Here is a 14,764-nt window from a genome sequence, read left to right as displayed (position 1 = left end):
ACCGGTCCCGGAAGGGGTGGGGTGGTACCGCTCCGGCAGGGAAGCACAACAGCGCGGTACCGAGTCTCGCGGTGCTACATATCGGCGGTGATGAACTCCGCGGCCTTCTCGCCGATCATGTAGCTGGGCGCGTTGGTGTTGCCGCCGGTGATGCTGGGCATGATGGAGGCGTCGGCGACGCGCAGGCCCTCGATGCCGCGCACCTTCAGCGTCGGGTCCACCACCGCGCGTTCGTCCACACCCATGCGGCAGGTGCCGACCGGGTGGTAGATGGAGTGGATGCGGTTGGGCAGCTCCGCCCGCAGCGCGCTCTCGTCCATGAGGTCGGGGCCGGGGGCGAGTTCCTCGATGACGTCTCCGGCGATGGCCTTGTGCGCCATGATCTCCCGGATGATGCGGATGCCCTCGACGAGGAATTCGGTATCGCGGGAGTCGGTGAGGTAGCCCGGGTCGATGAGCGGGGAGGCGTACGGATCGGCCGAGGCCAAGCGCAGTTCACCCCGGCTCTTCGGGTAGATGAGGCTGGGGAAGATGGTCAGGCCCGGCCGCCGGTCCACCATGTGCAGTTTGTCCTCGTCCTGGTTGGGGATCGGGTAGGACCACGGCAGGGTGTGGATCTGCATATCCGGGTAGTCGCCCTCGGCGAATTTGGTCTTGACGAAGCCGACCGCCTCGAACACCGTGCGGCCCATCCACGAACTGCCGGGCCGCCGCAGCTCGCGCAGGATGCCGCGGGCGAAATAGGTGGGGATGCCCCGGTGGATGGCCTTCTTGGAGATGTAGGTCATGGGCACGAACAGGTGGTCGTGCAGGTTCTGTCCGACCGGCAGGTCCGCGTGCACGTTTATGCCCAGATCGCGCAGGTGCCCGGCCGGGCCGATGCCGGAGAGCATGAGGATCTGCGGCGAGCCGACCACGCCGCCGGAGACCACGACCTCCTTGGCGGCCCGGATGATCCGCCGCGCGCCCTTCTTGTCGGCGACCTCGACACCGGTGGCGCGGCCGTTCTCGATGACCACGCGGGTGACGTGCGCGTGCGTGACCACGGTCAGGTTCGTGTTCGGCCGGTCGGTGATGAAGCCGCGGGAGGAGCTGTAGCGCAGACCGTTTCGCACGCTCTGCTGGAAGATGGAGATGCCTTCCTGCGATGTTCCGTTGTAGTCGTCGATGATCGGCGCGCCGAGGGTCTCGGAGGCGGCGATCATGAACTCCTGGGTGATCGGGGTGAGGTCCTGCTGCCGGGTGACCTCGATGGGGCCGCCCGCACCGCGCACGTCGGACGCGCCCTCCTCCCAGTTCTCCAGCCGCTTGTAGGCGGGCAGCACCTCGTCGTAGCTCCAGCCGGTGTTGCCCTCGGCGGCCCAGGAGTCGTAGTTGGCGCGGTTGCCGCGCACGAAGAGCATGCCGTTCACGGAGCTGGAGCCGCCGAGCACCTTGCCGCGCGTCATGGGGATCTTGCGCTCGTTGGCGTGCTTCTGCGGGACCGAGTACTGCTTCCACACCACGCGCTGCTTCAGCTGCGGCACGGTGTGCACCATGGTGATCATGCCGGGGCTGGTGACCAGCCGGGTGTTGTCCTTGCGCCCCGCCTCCAACAGGATCACGCTCGCCCCGGCCTCGGCGAGGCGGCCTGCGACCACCGCACCGGCGCTGCCCGCGCCTACGACGACGTAATCGGCTTCGGTTGCGGCGTCCGCGGAGCGCGGAGAAGCGGTCATGTTCGTTACCTCATCCTCGAGTGTGCCTCTGATCACTGTAGAACAAGTTCTAGTCTCAGCACACCCGGCGGGACTTGTCCAGATCCATAGATCAACTCACGCGCAGGCAGTGCGTGCGGATCTCACTCAGTGAGATGCATTTCCAGGATATGGCAGGCGAAGAACGGGTTTCATGGCCGGTGCTGGCGGGTAGCTGGATGAGCTCTCGTGCCCGACGGTGAAATCGATGGCCGCGACCCCTGGTCCGCGACGGGGTCACATGGTTGAATCTGCTGTAGAACGTGTTCCAATTTCGCATCGTGACGCCGACAGGCCGCAGGAGGAACAATGACTGTTCCGTCGATACCGACCGGATTCGATTTCACCGATCCCGCACTCTGGGCGGATCGAAGTCCGGTCGAAGAATTCGCCGCGCTCCGGCGCACCGCACCGGTCTGGTGGAATGCGCAGACTCCCGAACAGGCGGCCCCGTTCGAGGACGGCGGCTACTGGGTGATCAGTCGCCTGGAAGACGTGAAGGAGATTTCCCGCCACCCCGATCTGTTCTCCTCGAACGAGAAGGGCGCGATCATCCGCATACCGGGCGACAGCACGCCCGAGCAGCTGGATCTGACCCGTAACGCGCTGCTGGTCAATATGGATCCGCCGAAACACACCAAGATCAGACGAATAATCTCCAAGGGATTCACCCCGCGCGCCGTGGAAGGATTGCGCGCCGCGCTCACCGAGCGCGCTCACCGAATCGTGGCCGCCGCCAAGGAAACCGGCGGCGGAGATTTCGTCGAACAGGTCGCTTGCGAACTCCCACTGCAAGCCATCGCCGAATTGCTCGGCGTACCGCAGGACGACCGGCACAAGCTCTTCACCTGGACCAATGAGACGCTGAACTACGACGATCCGGAGTACGGCGGCGACTCCAACGCCGCATCCGCCGAGATCCTGGGCTATGCCTGGAATATGGCCGAACAGCGGCGGGCCTGTCCGGTCGACGATATCGTGAGCCAGTTGGTGAACGCCGATGTCGACGGCGAGGCGCTGGGTTCGGACGAGTTCGGATTCTTCGTGATTCTGCTGGCCGTGGCGGGCAACGAGACCACGCGCAATGCCATCACCCACGGCATGAAAGCCTTCATCGACAATCCCGATCAGTGGGAGCTGTACCGGGAGCAGCGGCCGCGCACCGCGCCCGACGAGATCGTGCGCTGGGCGACGCCCGTGACCGCCTTCCAACGCACCGCCACCCGCGACACCGACATCGGCGGGCAGCGCATTCGGGCGGGCGATCGGGTCGGATTGTTCTACAGCTCCGCCAACTTCGACGAGGACGCCTTCGACGAGCCCTTCCGATTCGATGTGCTGCGTGATCCCAATCCGCATGTCGGCTTCGGCGGCACCGGAACGCATTTCTGTGTCGGCGCGAATCTGGCGCGGCTCGAAATCGATCTCATGTTCAATGCCATCGCCGACGCCATGCCGAATCTGAGCGAGGTCGAGCCGCCGCAGCGGCTGCGGTCCGGATGGATCAACGGCATCAAGCACTGGCCGGTTCGCTACGCGTAGTCCGGCCGTCGGGTAACGGTCACGAACTCGTTCTAGGATCGGGCCCATGACCGACCTACGCGAGATTCCGCTGCGCACCCTGTCCGACGAACCCACCACCCTGGCCGAACTGGCCGGGGACAAGGTGGTGCTGCTGGTGAACGTGGCCTCCAAGTGCGGCCTGACCCCGCAGTACGCGGGCCTGGTGGAGTTGCAGCAGACCTACGGTCCGCGCGGCTTCACCGTGGTCGGCGCACCCTGCAATCAGTTCATGGGGCAGGAGCCCGGCAGCGCCGAGGAGATCCAGACCTTCTGCGCCACGAACTACGGCGTGGACTTCCCGCTGCTGGAGAAGGTGGAGGTCAACGGCGAGGGCCGCCACCCGCTGTACGCGGAGCTGACCGAGACCCCCGATGCCGAGGGCGCGGCCGGGGATATCCAGTGGAACTTCGAGAAGTTCCTGATCGGGCGCGACGGCAAGGTGCTGAGCCGTATTCGCCCGCGCACCGAGCCGACCGACGCCGCCGTCACCGGCGCGATCGAGGCCGCGCTCTGACATCCGCGACATGCGAACACGCCGGGGCGGCGGGGGAGTTCCCCCGCCGCCCCGGCGTCCAGCTCAGTGCCGCTGTCGGCGGCGGTAGCGCACGGCGCAGGGCTGTTCCAGCTGCACCACCATCTTGGAGTGGTCGTTGCGGTAGCTGTCGGAGGGTTGTGCGAGTTCGAATTCCCAGTCCCGCAAGAGGATGGAGAAGATCGCCTTCAGCTGCATGAGCGCGAACGCCGCGCCCACGCAGCGGTGACGGCCCGCGCCGAAGGGGATCCAGGTCCAGCGATTGGCCAGATCCTCCTGGTTCGGGTCGAGATAGCGGTTCGGATCGAAGCGGTCCGGTTCCGGGAAGTCCTCCGGAATGCGGTTGGAGACAGCGGGTGTCGCGGCCACCAGGTCACCGGCTGCGATGCCATGGCCGCACACCTCGAATTCGTCCCGGGCCACCCGCATCAGGATGATGAGCGGCGGATGCAGCCGCAGCGTCTCCTTCAGTGCCGCCTCCAAGCGCGGAATCTGGCGCAGCGCATGGAAACTCACGTCCTGGCCGTCGGCGTAGAGGGTGTCCAGCTCGGTCACCACGCTGTCGAGCACCGCGGGATTGCGGAGCAGTTCGATGATCGTCCACGCCGCCGTGCCCGAGGTGGTGTGGTGCCCGGCGAACATCATGGAAATGAAGATGCCGGTGATCTCGCTGGCCGAGAAGCGTGGCTGCCCCTGCTCGTCGCGCACCGACACCAGCACGTCGAGCATGTCCCGGTCCGCCTTGCCCTCCGGCGGATTCGCCATTCGCCCGGCCATGATGTGGCGCACCAGTTTCACCAGCTGGTGGCGGGCCTCGTCGCGGCGGCGGAAGCTGTCGATGGGCGCGTAGGGGTCCACATAGCAGTAGGCGTCGGTACCCTGCTCCAGCTCGTGGTAGAGCCGGGCGAAGCGGGCGTCGAGTTCCTCACGGAACTTCACGCCGATCAGACACGCCGAGGAGGTGTAGATGGTCAACTCGGCGAAGAACTCGAGCAGGTCGATCTCGCCCTCGTCGTCCCAGCGCGCGACCATGCGGTCCACCTCGCGGGCGATGGTGCTGGCGTGTCCGCGCATCTGCTCGGCGCGCAGGGCCGAGTTGTGCAGCATCTCCTTGCGCCGCTCCGGCGGGGCGTCGAACACCACGCCCTCGCCGAAGATGGGCTTCATGAACGGATAGGCGGCGGCCTGGTCGAGTTCGTCGTCCGAGGCACGGAAGAAGAACTCGTTGGCCTGCGCGCCGGACAGCAGGATCACGTCCTTGTCGGCGAGTCGGAAGGAGCCGATATCACCGCATTCGGTGCGCACCCGGCGCATGAGGGCGATGGGATCGGTGCGGAACTCCTCGAGATGGCCGTGTTCGTGTTCGCCGCCGGAGACCTGTCGCGGTCGCACCAGGGTCATCGGAAACCTCCCAACGGTACCGGTGTTGGACACCTGTCTGGACGGTACTACGGAAGGTGTTGCGCGGCAAGGGATCCCACCGAATTCGGTGTCATTTCGAAAGATTTCCGCGCGGGATTCAGTGCGGCAGCACGAGCCGTGCCGACTTTTCCAACTGGTCGGCGATTTCGATATAGGACGCATAGCCCATTCCGGCGCGCACCAGCGCACCGGCGTACAGCGATTCCAGCGTCTCCACGATTTCCGGATCCGCATCCGCGCCCAGGGCGGCCACGAGCCGATTGCGGATCTCGGTGCCGATGCGCAGGCGCAGATGCGCCACATCGGGATCGGTGCCGAGCAGGGCGCTGGTCACCGCGCCCGCCAGCGCCGGTTCGTCGGCCACCAGCATGGCGATCTGGCGCAGCACCGCGATCACGCGCGCGGTGCTGTCGACATCGGTCTCGACCGGCGGTTCGGTGGCGGCGAGCCGCCGCCAGAACAGCTCCGCGACCAGGTGTTCCTTGGAGGAGAAGTAGGTGTAGGCGGTGGCGGTGCCGACCCCGGCGGCGGCGGCCACCATGCGCACCGTGAGACCCGCGAAACCCTCGCGCGCGAGCACTTCCATCGCCGCCCGGGTGAGCTTGTCGACGGTGTCGGCCTGCTTCTCGGTGAGGCGGCGGCGGGTGGCCTCCATGCTCACCACCGGACGGGCGGAAAGGGAATCAGACACGTGTCTGGATGCTACTATGGGTCGGCTCCCCGAGCAACTCGCACGATGTTCGCGAGGTATCAATACGGGTGCCCCGGAACTGTTTTGGATGAGGCAGGCAAGGATTTCATGACACAGGCCGCCGCGGGGATTTCCGCCGCCACCGCCGAATTGTTCGCACTCGCCGAACAGGCCACCGGATTCATGCCGCCGGCGGAGGGCCGCGCCCTCTACGCCGCCGCGCGCGACCACGCCGGTGACGGTGTCATCGTCGAAATCGGCACCTACTGCGGAAAATCCGCGATCTATCTCGGCGCGGCCGCCCGCGAAACCGGGGCGACCGTCTACACCGTCGACCACCATCGCGGCTCCGAGGAGCATCAGCCCGGCTGGGAGTACCACGACACCACCCTCGTCGACCCGGAGACCGGCGTCTTCGACACCGTGACCGCGTTCCGCCGCACCATGGTGCGCGCCGGACTCACCGACACCGTGGTCGGCATCCTCGGCTCCTCCACCGCCGCCGCCCGCATCTGGCGCACCCCCGTGCGCCTGCTGTTCATCGACGGCGGCCACACCGAGGAGGCCGCGCAGCGCGACTACGACAACTGGGCGCACTGGGTGGCGGGCGGCGGCCTGCTCGCCATTCACGACGTCTTCCCCGACCCCGCCGACGGCGGCCAGGCTCCCTTCCACATCTACCGCCGCGCCCTGGACTCCGGAAAGTTCCGCGAACTCGCGGTGACCGGCTCCCTACGCATCCTCCAGCGCACCGCCGCCTGCAACTAGAGCCGTCGGCTGTCGGTTCCCGCGCGTAGCCTCGGGGACGTGGAGGAATCGGCATCCTCGCCCGCCTATCAGGAGCGGCCGTCGGCGGCGGTCGCGGGGGCCGTGGTGTGGACACGGACCCTGCGGTCCGCGGTCGAAGCGCCGGTGCTGCCGGACGGGTGCATGGATCTGCTGTGGATGGACGGCGCGTTGCGGGTGGCGGGGCCGGATACCCGGGCGCGAGAAGTCGCCTTGGCGGCCGGGACGCGGATATCGGGGATTCGGTTCGCCCCGGGGACGGCCCCGGCGCTACTTGGGGTGCCCGCGCACGAACTGCGCGATGCCGGGGTGGAACTCGACGCGTTGTGGTCGCCCGCCGACGTGCGCCGTGCGGCCGAGTCGGTGGCAGCGGCCGACGACCCGATGACCGGGTTGGAGGTGGTGTCGGCCGAACGCGCCGCGGTCATCGAGCCTGCCGATCCGGTGGTGCGTTGGATCGCGGAGCAGCTCGCGGCGGGCCGCTCGGTGGCGGAGACGGCGACGGCGACCGGGTTCGGCGCGCGCCGACTACATCGGCTGTCGCTGGCGAGCTTCGGTTACGGTCCCAAAACCCTGGCCCGGGTGCTGCGGCTACAACACGGCCTGGCGCTGTCCCGCGCGGGTGTGCCGTTCGCTGAGGTGGCGGCCCGCGCGGGCTACGCCGACCAGGCACACTTCGCGCGTGAGGTGCGCGACCTCACGGGAATGCCCCTGCGCCGACTGCTGACGGTGCAGGGGGCCGATCAGGCGTCCAACGCGGCGTAGAGGTCCACGCCATTGCCGTCGGGATCGTGCACCACCGCGTAGCGCTGTCCCCAGGGTGCGTCGAAGGGTTTCATTTCGGCGTGGTGGCCCGCCGCGACCAGTTCCTCGAAGAGGCGGTCGACGTCGGCGGGTGAATCGCAGTGGAAGGCCAGGCCGATGCGGCCGTCGCCCTGCGGCGGTCGCCAGTTCGGATGGAAGGAGGCGATGACCGCCTCGGTGTCCAGGGCCAGGCGGAAGCCGCCCGGCAACTCGGCCTCCACATGGCCTTCCCCGAGGACGGGGCCGAATTCGAGTCCGAGTCGGCGGTAGAAGGTGAGGCTGGCGTCCAGATCGGAGACGACCAGGCCGATGACATCGAGTCGAGGTGCGTTCTTGGTCATACCCCGACGCTAGAATCCCCTACGGCCCGACGTCTTGAAGAAATCGGACACCCCGCCTATTCGCCGTCCGGGCTCCACACGATGCGCCCGCCCTGGAAGTCCTGGGCCTTCCCGCCCTGATAGTCGTATTCGTCGCCGGTGGGCAGCCCGTAGCGACCGTTCTCGCCGCCCGCGGCGACCCACTGATCCCGGATCGCGCCCCACACGATGTGCGTGCCGGTGGCCTTGGACCAGTACACCGCTCCGCCCTCGAACAGGTTGTAGCGGCCGTTGCCCTTGTTGGTCTGGGCCTCGTCGCTGATGGGGAAGCCGAGCGGGCTGTTCTCCCAGCCGACCGCTCCCCACTTGTCGCGGATCACGCCCCCGACGTAGTGCGCGGCGGTGCCGACCGACCAGTAGACGGACCCGCCCTGGAAGTGGTTGTAGCGGCCGGGCTTTCCGAGCGTCGACTCCTCGTTCGTCACCGGATATCCGAGCGTCCCGCGCTCCGACCCCAGCTGCCGCCACTTGTCCCGGATGAACCCGGCCACCGCGTGCGCGCCCACCGCCTCGGTCCAGTAGATCGACGCGTTGTGCGCGAAGTCCTGGTACTTGCCGCCCGCGGCCGCATCCGACTCCGGCCCGACCGGATCGCCCAGCGCCTCGGGACCGCCCAGCGCGTCGTAGGTGACCTCGATGGCCCCACCCACCTCGAACGCTCCGACCGGGCGCGCCCCGGCACTGTTCGTGCCCAGCACCAGCAGTCCGGCCGCCGCCACGGCCAGCGCGAGCGCGCTCCGGGCACGCGGGGACGACTTGCTCTCGCGACGAATCGAACTCAACGCACTACCTCGGATTCCCGGCTGGACAGTTACGCCGTCATCCTGCAAGGCCCGGCCGTTCGCGGCAAGACGGTAGAGCCGTCGTCCATCGACATCACACCCGGAAGCCGGCGCGGTCGTCCGCCCGGCCGCCGAGTGCCCGCGCGGGCGTCGGCGTGCTCCGGACCGCGAACGCCGGTCGACCCGACCGGCCGCGAGACCCCCCGGAACGCGTCCGTCAGCCGCGGACCTCCGCGCATTCGCAGGTGAGGTGGGTCGTCACCGGCGCCTCGGGCAGCAGGTCGCGGAAGATGCCGTTGGCCGGGGTGGCGCGGCTCAGCGCGTCGGCGGCGAGGATCATGGCGGCCCCGGTCCAGGTGGTGCGCTCCTCGGGCCAGCGTTTGCCGTCGGCGAAGACCAGACCGGTCCAGTAGGAGCCGTCGGACTCGCGCAGGTGCTGCATATTCGTGAACAGGCGCAGGGCGCGCTCGCGCTCGCCGAGGGCGTCCAAGGCCAACACCAGCTCGCAGGTTTCCGCCCCCGTCACCCACGGCCGGTCGGCGACGCACCGAATGCCCAGCTCGCCGACCACGAAGTCGTCCCAGTGCGCGCGGATGCGCCGGCGGCCCGCATCGCCGCGGATCGCGCCGCCGAGGATGGGGTAGTACCAGTCCATGGAGTAGCGGCTCTTGTCCAGGAAGGCTTCCGGATGCTCGCGCAGCGCGTGTCCCAGCCGCATGGCCGCGACCTCCCACTCCGGCTGCGGGTCGCCGACCCGCTCGGCCAGCGCCAGGGCGCAGCGCAGGCTGTGGAAAATGCTGGAGCAGCCGGTGAGCAGTGCCTCGCCGGAGCTTCCGGCGGGGCCGAGCGACCAGTGGATCTCCCCGTAGCGCCCACGCTGGAGACCGATCACGAAATCCATGGCGCGGCGCACCGTCGGCCACATCTCGTCGGCGAAGGCGCGGTCGCCGGTGCGGGTGAGGTGATGCAGCACCCCGGTGGCGATGTAGGCGCAGAAGTTGGTGTCGGCGTCGGCGTTCTCCACCGTGCCCCGGCGGAACTGCATGGGCCAGGAGCCGTCCGGCCGCTGGGTGGCGGCCGACCAGGCGTACGCCGCCCGCGCGTGCTCGTACAGTCCGGCCACGGTGAGCGCCATGGCCGATTCGAGGTGATCCCACGGATCGGTGTGCCCGCCGTCGAACCAGGGAATGGCACCGTCGGATTCCTGTGCGGCGGCGATGGATTCGGCCGTGCGCAGCAGCTCGGCCGTGGTGAGCACCCCGGGCACGCCGGGTAGGTCAGTAACCGCCAAGGCGCACCGCCGGTTTCGTGAAGTACAGCGCCACGCTCTTGCCGATGAGCGGATCGAGCAGCCGTTCCGCCACCCGGGTGAGCGGCGGTGCGGACATCATGTCCCACACCAGCATTCGGTGATACGCCGATACCAGCGGATGTTTGTCCGCGGATACCCCCACCGCGCATTTCAGCCACCAGTACGGCGCGTGCAGAGCGTGCGCGTACTCGGTGCGCACGTGTCGCACCCCGCGCGAGCAGATCTTCTCCCGCAGTTCGTCGGCCTTGTAGATGCGCACGTGGCCGCCCTCATTGGCGTGGTACTCGTCCGACAGCGCCCAGCAGATGCGCTCCGGCAGCCATCGCGGCACCGTGACCGCAAGCGCCCCACCGGGTTTGAGCACCCGCACCAGTTCGTTGACGGCCTGGCCGTCGCGTGGGATGTGCTCCAGGATCTCCGAGGCGATCACCACGTCGAATTCGCCGTCGCCGTAGGGCAGATCGAGGGCGTCGCCGCGCACCGTCTCGGCCTTGGCGTAATCGGGGCTCTCCCCGGCCTCGGCCATGGCCTCGAACATGACCTGCACATCGGCGAGATCCGCCGCGTTCTGATCGAAGGCCACCACGTCCGCGCCGCGCCGATACGCCTCGAAGGAGTGCCGTCCGGCCCCGCAGCCCACGTCGATGACCCGGACGCCGGGTCCGATGCGCAGGCGGTCGAAGTCGACGGTCAGCATGTGCGTGCCTCCTGGGTGGGCGCGCCGAGTGGCGCGATGGCGGGGCGGATGAGATGCCGGGCGATGGCCCGCTCGTAGACGGTGACCGTCTGCGCGGCGACGGCCTCCCAACTGAAGACGGTCAGCGCGCGGCGGCGTCCGGCCGCGCCCAGGTGGTATCGCCGGTCCGGGTCGGCCAGCAGCGCGCCCAGCACGCGGGTCAGTTCGTCCACATTGCCGGGCTCGACCAGTTCCGCGCAGTCGCCCACCACTTCCGGCAGGGCCCCGGCCCGGCTGGCGACCAGCGGCGTGCCACTGGCCATGGCCTCCACGGCGGGCAGCGAGAACCCTTCGTACAGGGAGGGAATGCAGGCGATCTCGGCCGAGCTGAGCAGCCGCGCCAGTTCCTCGTCGGCGAGTCCGCTGACGGCGGTGACGATATCGGCGAGGCCGAGTTCGGCGATGAGCTTCTCGGTGGGTCCGTTGGGTTCCAGCTTGGCCACCAGCCGCAGTTCCAGGTCATGGGAGTTGCGCAGGCGCGCGATGGCTTTCAGCAGGTGACCGATGCCCTTGAGCGGCTTGTCGGCGCTGGCGACCGCCACGATGCGGCCGGGCACCCGGGGCAGCGGATGCGGCCGGAACAGGTCGGTGTCCACGCCCAGCGGCACGGTGCGCAGCTGCTGGGGCGCCACCCCGAAGTCGGCGCGGATATCGGCCGCCGACGAGGAGGACACGGTGATCAGGTCGGGCAGCTGGCGCGCCACCCGCATCTGCATTCCCAGGAACCCGTACCACCTGCGCACCAGCGGTTTGCGCCGCCACGGGGCCGCCGCCAGATCCACCGCCCGGTCCCGGGTGATGGGGTGGTGGATGGTCGCCACCAGCGGCAGATGCCGGGCGATGTCGAGCAGTCCGGTGCCGAGGCACTGATTGTCGTGCACCACATCGAAATCCCCGGCGCGGGCGCGCAGCAGCTTCGCGACCCGCAGGCTGAAGGTGCGCGGCTCCGGGAATCCGGCGGTCCACATGGTGCCCAGTTCCAGCAGGTCCACGCCATCGCGGAGCTCGCCGGGACGCGGGGTGCGGAAGGGGTCGGACTCGCGGTACAGGTCCAGGCTCGGCACCTCGGTGAGCCGCACCCGGGGGTCGAGCAGTTCGGGATACGGCTGTCCGGAGAACACCTCCACCCGATGCCCCAGTTCGGCCAATCCCTGGCTGAGGTACCGGACGTAGACGCCCTGCCCGCCACAGTGTGTCTTGCTGCGATACGACAGCAGGGCTACGCGCACGTCGGTGTGCCTTTCCGTGATGAAGCGTGGTGAAGCGAAAAGCGGGCTGGGCGAGTCGAACTCAGTCGTGCAGCCCGAGCGGTGCGAGTTTGCCCGCCAACCGGTCGAGGTAGGCGAAGACCTCGTCGTCGGATTTGTCCGGCAGGCCGTAGAGCACGTCGGTGACCCCGGCGTCGGCCCAGCGGGCCAGCCGCTCCGGGTCCGGTTTGAAGTCGAGCGCCACCACGCGGGGCGCGCCGGTGCGTCCCGCCTCCCGCCAGTGCTTCATGAGCAGTGCCGTGGACGCCTGCACATCCGATTCGGTCGGCGTGGTGATCCAGCCGTCCCCGGTCCGGGCGATCCACCGGAAGGTCTTCTCGGTGCCGCCCGCGCCGATCAGCACCGGCACGTGCGCCTGCACCGGTTTGGGCCAGGCCCAGCTGGGGCCGAAGGAGACGAACTCGCCGGAGTAGCTGGCCTCCTCCTGGGTCCACAGCGCCCGCATGGCCTCCACGTATTCGCGCAGCACCGTGCGCCGTTTGTTGCCGGGGACCCCGTGGTCGGCGAGTTCGTCGGTGTTCCAGCCGAATCCGGCCCCGAGCGTGACCCGCCCGCCGGACAGGTGGTCGAGGGTGGCGATGGTCTTGGCCAGGGTGATGCAGTCGCTCTCGGTGGGCAGCGCCACCGCCGTGGACAGTTCGATGCGCGAGGTCACCGCCGCCGCGGTGGCCAGCGCCACCCAGGGGTCGAGGGTGCGCGTGTACCGGTCGTCCGGCAGTTCGGCATTGCCCGTGAGCGGGTGCGCCGCTTCCCGTTTCACCGGAATGTGGGTGTGCTCGGGCACGAAGAAGGAGCGGAAGCCGCGCTCCTCGGCGGCCTTCGCGGCGGTCGCGGGCGCGATGCCGCGATCGCTGGTGAACTCGACGATGCCGAATCGCATGCGTGTCAGTACCTCTCAGTTGCCCTTGGCGGCGGTCACACCCGCGCGCCGACCGTAGAAGCTGCCGTCGCCGAGCGAGCAACCGCTGGCGTACCCGCCCGCGCAGATGCCCGAGGTGACCCGCCCGGCCGCGAACAGTCCGGGAATCGGTTCGCCGTCCACGTGCAGCACGCGCGAATCCAGGTCGGTGCGCAAGCCGCCGAGGGTGAAACCGCCGGTGTAGCCGCGCAGGTCGTACGCGCCCAGCGGGGTGCCGATGGGCTTGACCCATTCCGGCTTCTTGTGCAGGAACGGGTCCTCGCCCTTGGCGGCGTGGTGGTTGTACAGGTCGATGGTGGCCTGGAGTGCGTTCTCCGGCAGGCCCATCTCGGTCTCGAGTTCGGCCACCGTCTCGGCCACCCAGGTGGGGGCGATGCGCAGGAACGACATGGAGGACTTGGTCTCGAAGGCCGCCTCCAGGGCGGCCTCGTCGATGACCAAATACGCCTGGTTGTGCTGCTCCTGCAATACCGCCTGGCCCATCCGGCCCGGATAGGTGTCCTCGGTGATGAAGCGCTGGCCCTGCCCGTTCACCAGAATGCCGCGCACGATGACCTGCGGGTCGGCGATGAAGGCGACCTCGGTGGCGTCCATGTGCGCGAGATCCGCGCCGAGCGCCTGGGCCACCCGGATGCCGATGCCGTCGTGCTCCTCCACCGTCGCGGCGGGACGGCCGAAGATCTTGGGCGCGAACTGTTCCACCATCTGGTGCGCGTAGGCGAAGCTGCCCGTGGCCAGCACCACGCCGCGTTCGGCGCGCACGTGCACCGGTTTTCCGTAGCGGGTGGCCGCCACCCCGACCACCCGGCCGGAGTCGTCCACGATCAGCCGCCGCAGGCGCACGTCGTATTCATGGCGGACACCGAGCTTTTCGGCGGTGTCGGCGAGCGGCTTCATGAGCATGTAGCCGCCGCCCTTCTCACCCAGCTTCTTGTCCGGGGTCAGGGGCAGGTGCCCGCGCGGTGCCGGGTCGGCGATGGTGTTGAACGGCGCGGCGTTCTCCCCGCCGGAGTACATCAGCCCCTGGTCGGCGGGCGGTTCGTAGCCCGGTTCGCCCCAGAACTCCTCCTTGAACGGCACGCCCTGGGCGACCAGCCAGTTGTAGTGTTCGACGCTGCCCTGGCAGTAGTCGTGGATCTTGGCCTTGTCCACTCCGGGGCCGAGGGCGGCGGTGAGGAATTTCTCCATGTTCTCGGGGGTGTCGGAGAAGCCGAGCGCCTGCTGCAGCGGGGTGCCGCCGCCCAGGTAGATGAAGCCGCCGGACATGGCGGCGGCTCCGCCCCAGCCGCCGGTGCGCTCGAGCACCAGGGTGTCGGCGCCCGCGCGGGCGGCTTCGATGGCGGCACAGGCGCCGGCCACGCCGAAGCCGACGACGACCACGTCGGCCGTGTGATCCCAGGTCGGCACCTCGCTGGCCCGGAGCGGTCGCACGGTGGTTGTCTCGGCCATGGTGTTCGTATTCCTCACTGTTGAAACGCCGATACTGTTGAAACGCCGATTACTTCTTCTGCTCTTGCGCGATGACCTTCCCGACCTTCTGGTCGAGCGTGGTGCCCGCGGGCCAGCCCACGTAGTGGCACAGGAACAGCGCGATCTCACGCAGCTGCTCCGCGTCCAGCTCCTCGTTGCGCAAGGCCGCGCCGAGCTGGATCTCGGCGATATCGAACAGGCCCTGGGCGGTGAGCGCGCCGAGCAGCAGCAGCCGCCGGTCACGAATCGACAGGCCGGGGCGCGACCAGATATCGGCGAAGAGGTGATCGGCGGTGACCGCGAAGTGCGCGCCGGGCCCGTCCTGGAACTCCCAGCCGTACACCTCGGACATCTTCTTCAGGC

15 protein-coding genes are annotated in these 14,764 nt (G+C 68.7%); 4 read left to right on the top strand and 11 right to left on the bottom strand.

Going from position 1 to position 14,764, the window contains the following annotated elements; genetic code table 11:
- Window positions 1-74 precede the first annotated feature (74 nt).
- Window positions 75-1,718, bottom strand: a complete 1,644-nt coding sequence (locus tag FOH10_RS29910; RefSeq protein ID WP_143983187.1) for a GMC family oxidoreductase — start codon at window positions 1,716-1,718, stop codon at window positions 75-77.
- 327 nt (window positions 1,719-2,045) lie between these two features.
- On the opposite strand from FOH10_RS29910, the gene FOH10_RS29905 reads away from it, so the two are divergent.
- Together FOH10_RS29905 and FOH10_RS29900 are read left to right on the top strand one after the other, a co-directional pair.
- The gene (locus FOH10_RS29905; protein WP_143983186.1) at window positions 2,046-3,278 is read left to right on the top strand and encodes a cytochrome P450; all 1,233 of its coding nucleotides are present in this window, start codon (window positions 2,046-2,048) and stop codon (window positions 3,276-3,278) included.
- A gap of 46 nt (window positions 3,279-3,324) precedes the next feature.
- The gene (locus FOH10_RS29900) at window positions 3,325-3,813 is read left to right on the top strand and encodes a glutathione peroxidase (RefSeq protein ID WP_029932795.1); all 489 of its coding nucleotides are present in this window, start codon (window positions 3,325-3,327) and stop codon (window positions 3,811-3,813) included.
- A gap of 63 nt (window positions 3,814-3,876) precedes the next feature.
- On the opposite strand, the gene FOH10_RS29895 is transcribed toward FOH10_RS29900, so the two are convergent.
- Together FOH10_RS29895 and FOH10_RS29890 are read right to left on the bottom strand one after the other, a co-directional pair.
- Window positions 3,877-5,232, bottom strand: a complete 1,356-nt coding sequence (locus tag FOH10_RS29895) for a cytochrome P450 (protein ID WP_143983185.1) — start codon at window positions 5,230-5,232, stop codon at window positions 3,877-3,879.
- A gap of 118 nt (window positions 5,233-5,350) precedes the next feature.
- Window positions 5,351-5,914, bottom strand: a complete 564-nt coding sequence (locus tag FOH10_RS29890) for a TetR/AcrR family transcriptional regulator (RefSeq protein ID WP_029932793.1) — start codon at window positions 5,912-5,914, stop codon at window positions 5,351-5,353.
- A 138-nt stretch (window positions 5,915-6,052) separates the two neighbouring features.
- Here FOH10_RS29890 and FOH10_RS29885 point away from each other — a divergent pair, with 138 nt between their 5' ends.
- A complete protein-coding gene (locus FOH10_RS29885) occupies window positions 6,053-6,712 on the top strand; it encodes a class I SAM-dependent methyltransferase (RefSeq protein WP_143983184.1) in 660 nt (219 codons plus the stop codon).
- 39 nt (window positions 6,713-6,751) lie between these two features.
- A complete protein-coding gene (locus FOH10_RS29880; protein ID WP_143983183.1) occupies window positions 6,752-7,495 on the top strand; it encodes a helix-turn-helix domain-containing protein in 744 nt (247 codons plus the stop codon).
- On the opposite strand, the gene FOH10_RS29875 is transcribed toward FOH10_RS29880, so the two are convergent.
- The 8 genes from FOH10_RS29875 to FOH10_RS29840 all read right to left on the bottom strand — a co-directional run bounded on the left by FOH10_RS29875 (window position 7,474) and on the right by FOH10_RS29840 (window position 14,753).
- Window positions 7,474-7,875, bottom strand: coding sequence for a VOC family protein (locus tag FOH10_RS29875; RefSeq protein ID WP_143983182.1), 402 nt, complete (start codon window positions 7,873-7,875; stop codon window positions 7,474-7,476). The two genes, FOH10_RS29880 and FOH10_RS29875, sit on opposite strands and share 22 nt — an antisense overlap.
- A 56-nt stretch (window positions 7,876-7,931) precedes the next feature.
- Window positions 7,932-8,696 carry an LGFP repeat-containing protein gene (locus FOH10_RS29870; protein WP_303627687.1) on the bottom strand — a complete coding sequence of 255 codons (765 nt, stop codon included), beginning with the start codon at window positions 8,694-8,696 and terminating at the stop codon, window positions 7,932-7,934.
- Window positions 8,697-8,913: 217 nt separating this feature from the next.
- Complete coding sequence (locus tag FOH10_RS29865) at window positions 8,914-9,987, bottom strand: glucosidase family protein (RefSeq protein WP_143983181.1); 1,074 nt, start codon at window positions 9,985-9,987, stop codon at window positions 8,914-8,916.
- Entirely contained in the window at window positions 9,974-10,705 is a 732-nt protein-coding gene (locus tag FOH10_RS29860; protein WP_143983180.1) for a class I SAM-dependent methyltransferase, read from the bottom strand. Before FOH10_RS29860 ends, FOH10_RS29865 begins: the two co-directional genes overlap by 14 nt.
- Window positions 10,699-11,973: a glycosyltransferase family 4 protein gene (locus FOH10_RS29855; protein ID WP_143983179.1), complete on the bottom strand. Its 1,275-nt coding sequence runs from the start codon at window positions 11,971-11,973 to the stop codon at window positions 10,699-10,701. Before FOH10_RS29855 ends, FOH10_RS29860 begins: the two co-directional genes overlap by 7 nt.
- Before the next feature lie 61 nt (window positions 11,974-12,034).
- Window positions 12,035-12,892: an LLM class F420-dependent oxidoreductase gene (locus FOH10_RS29850; protein WP_143983178.1), complete on the bottom strand. Its 858-nt coding sequence runs from the start codon at window positions 12,890-12,892 to the stop codon at window positions 12,035-12,037.
- 15 nt (window positions 12,893-12,907) lie between these two features.
- A complete protein-coding gene (locus FOH10_RS29845; protein WP_143983177.1) occupies window positions 12,908-14,380 on the bottom strand; it encodes an FAD-dependent oxidoreductase in 1,473 nt (490 codons plus the stop codon).
- A gap of 49 nt (window positions 14,381-14,429) precedes the next feature.
- Window positions 14,430-14,753, bottom strand: coding sequence for a carboxymuconolactone decarboxylase family protein (locus tag FOH10_RS29840; RefSeq protein WP_051036701.1), 324 nt, complete (start codon window positions 14,751-14,753; stop codon window positions 14,430-14,432).
- Between the last annotated feature and the right edge of the window lie 11 nt (window positions 14,754-14,764).

It is taken from the genome of Nocardia otitidiscaviarum (genome assembly GCF_007362295.1).
Classification (GTDB): Bacteria; Actinomycetota; Actinomycetes; order Mycobacteriales; family Mycobacteriaceae; genus Nocardia; species Nocardia otitidiscaviarum.
Note: the sequence above shows the minus strand (reverse complement) of the source record. Positions and strands in the feature narration are given on the sequence as shown.

Bases quoted from the DNA above. Each gene is read 5' to 3' on its own strand.
- FOH10_RS29910 (WP_143983187.1), bottom strand. From the start codon at position 1,718: ATGACCGCTTCTCCGCGCTCCGCGGACGCCGCAACCGAAGCCGATTAC.
- FOH10_RS29905 (WP_143983186.1), top strand. From the start codon at position 2,046: ATGACTGTTCCGTCGATACCGACCGGATTCGATTTCACCGATCCCGCA.
- FOH10_RS29900 (WP_029932795.1), top strand. From the start codon at position 3,325: ATGACCGACCTACGCGAGATTCCGCTGCGCACCCTGTCCGACGAACCC.
- FOH10_RS29895 (WP_143983185.1), bottom strand. From the start codon at position 5,232: ATGACCCTGGTGCGACCGCGACAGGTCTCCGGCGGCGAACACGAACAC.
- FOH10_RS29885 (WP_143983184.1), top strand. From the start codon at position 6,053: ATGACACAGGCCGCCGCGGGGATTTCCGCCGCCACCGCCGAATTGTTC.
- FOH10_RS29875 (WP_143983182.1), bottom strand. From the start codon at position 7,875: ATGACCAAGAACGCACCTCGACTCGATGTCATCGGCCTGGTCGTCTCC.
- FOH10_RS29860 (WP_143983180.1), bottom strand. From the start codon at position 10,705: ATGCTGACCGTCGACTTCGACCGCCTGCGCATCGGACCCGGCGTCCGG.
- FOH10_RS29850 (WP_143983178.1), bottom strand. From the start codon at position 12,892: ATGCGATTCGGCATCGTCGAGTTCACCAGCGATCGCGGCATCGCGCCC.
- FOH10_RS29845 (WP_143983177.1), bottom strand. From the start codon at position 14,380: ATGGCCGAGACAACCACCGTGCGACCGCTCCGGGCCAGCGAGGTGCCG.
- FOH10_RS29840 (WP_051036701.1), bottom strand. From the start codon at position 14,753: ATGTCCGAGGTGTACGGCTGGGAGTTCCAGGACGGGCCCGGCGCGCAC.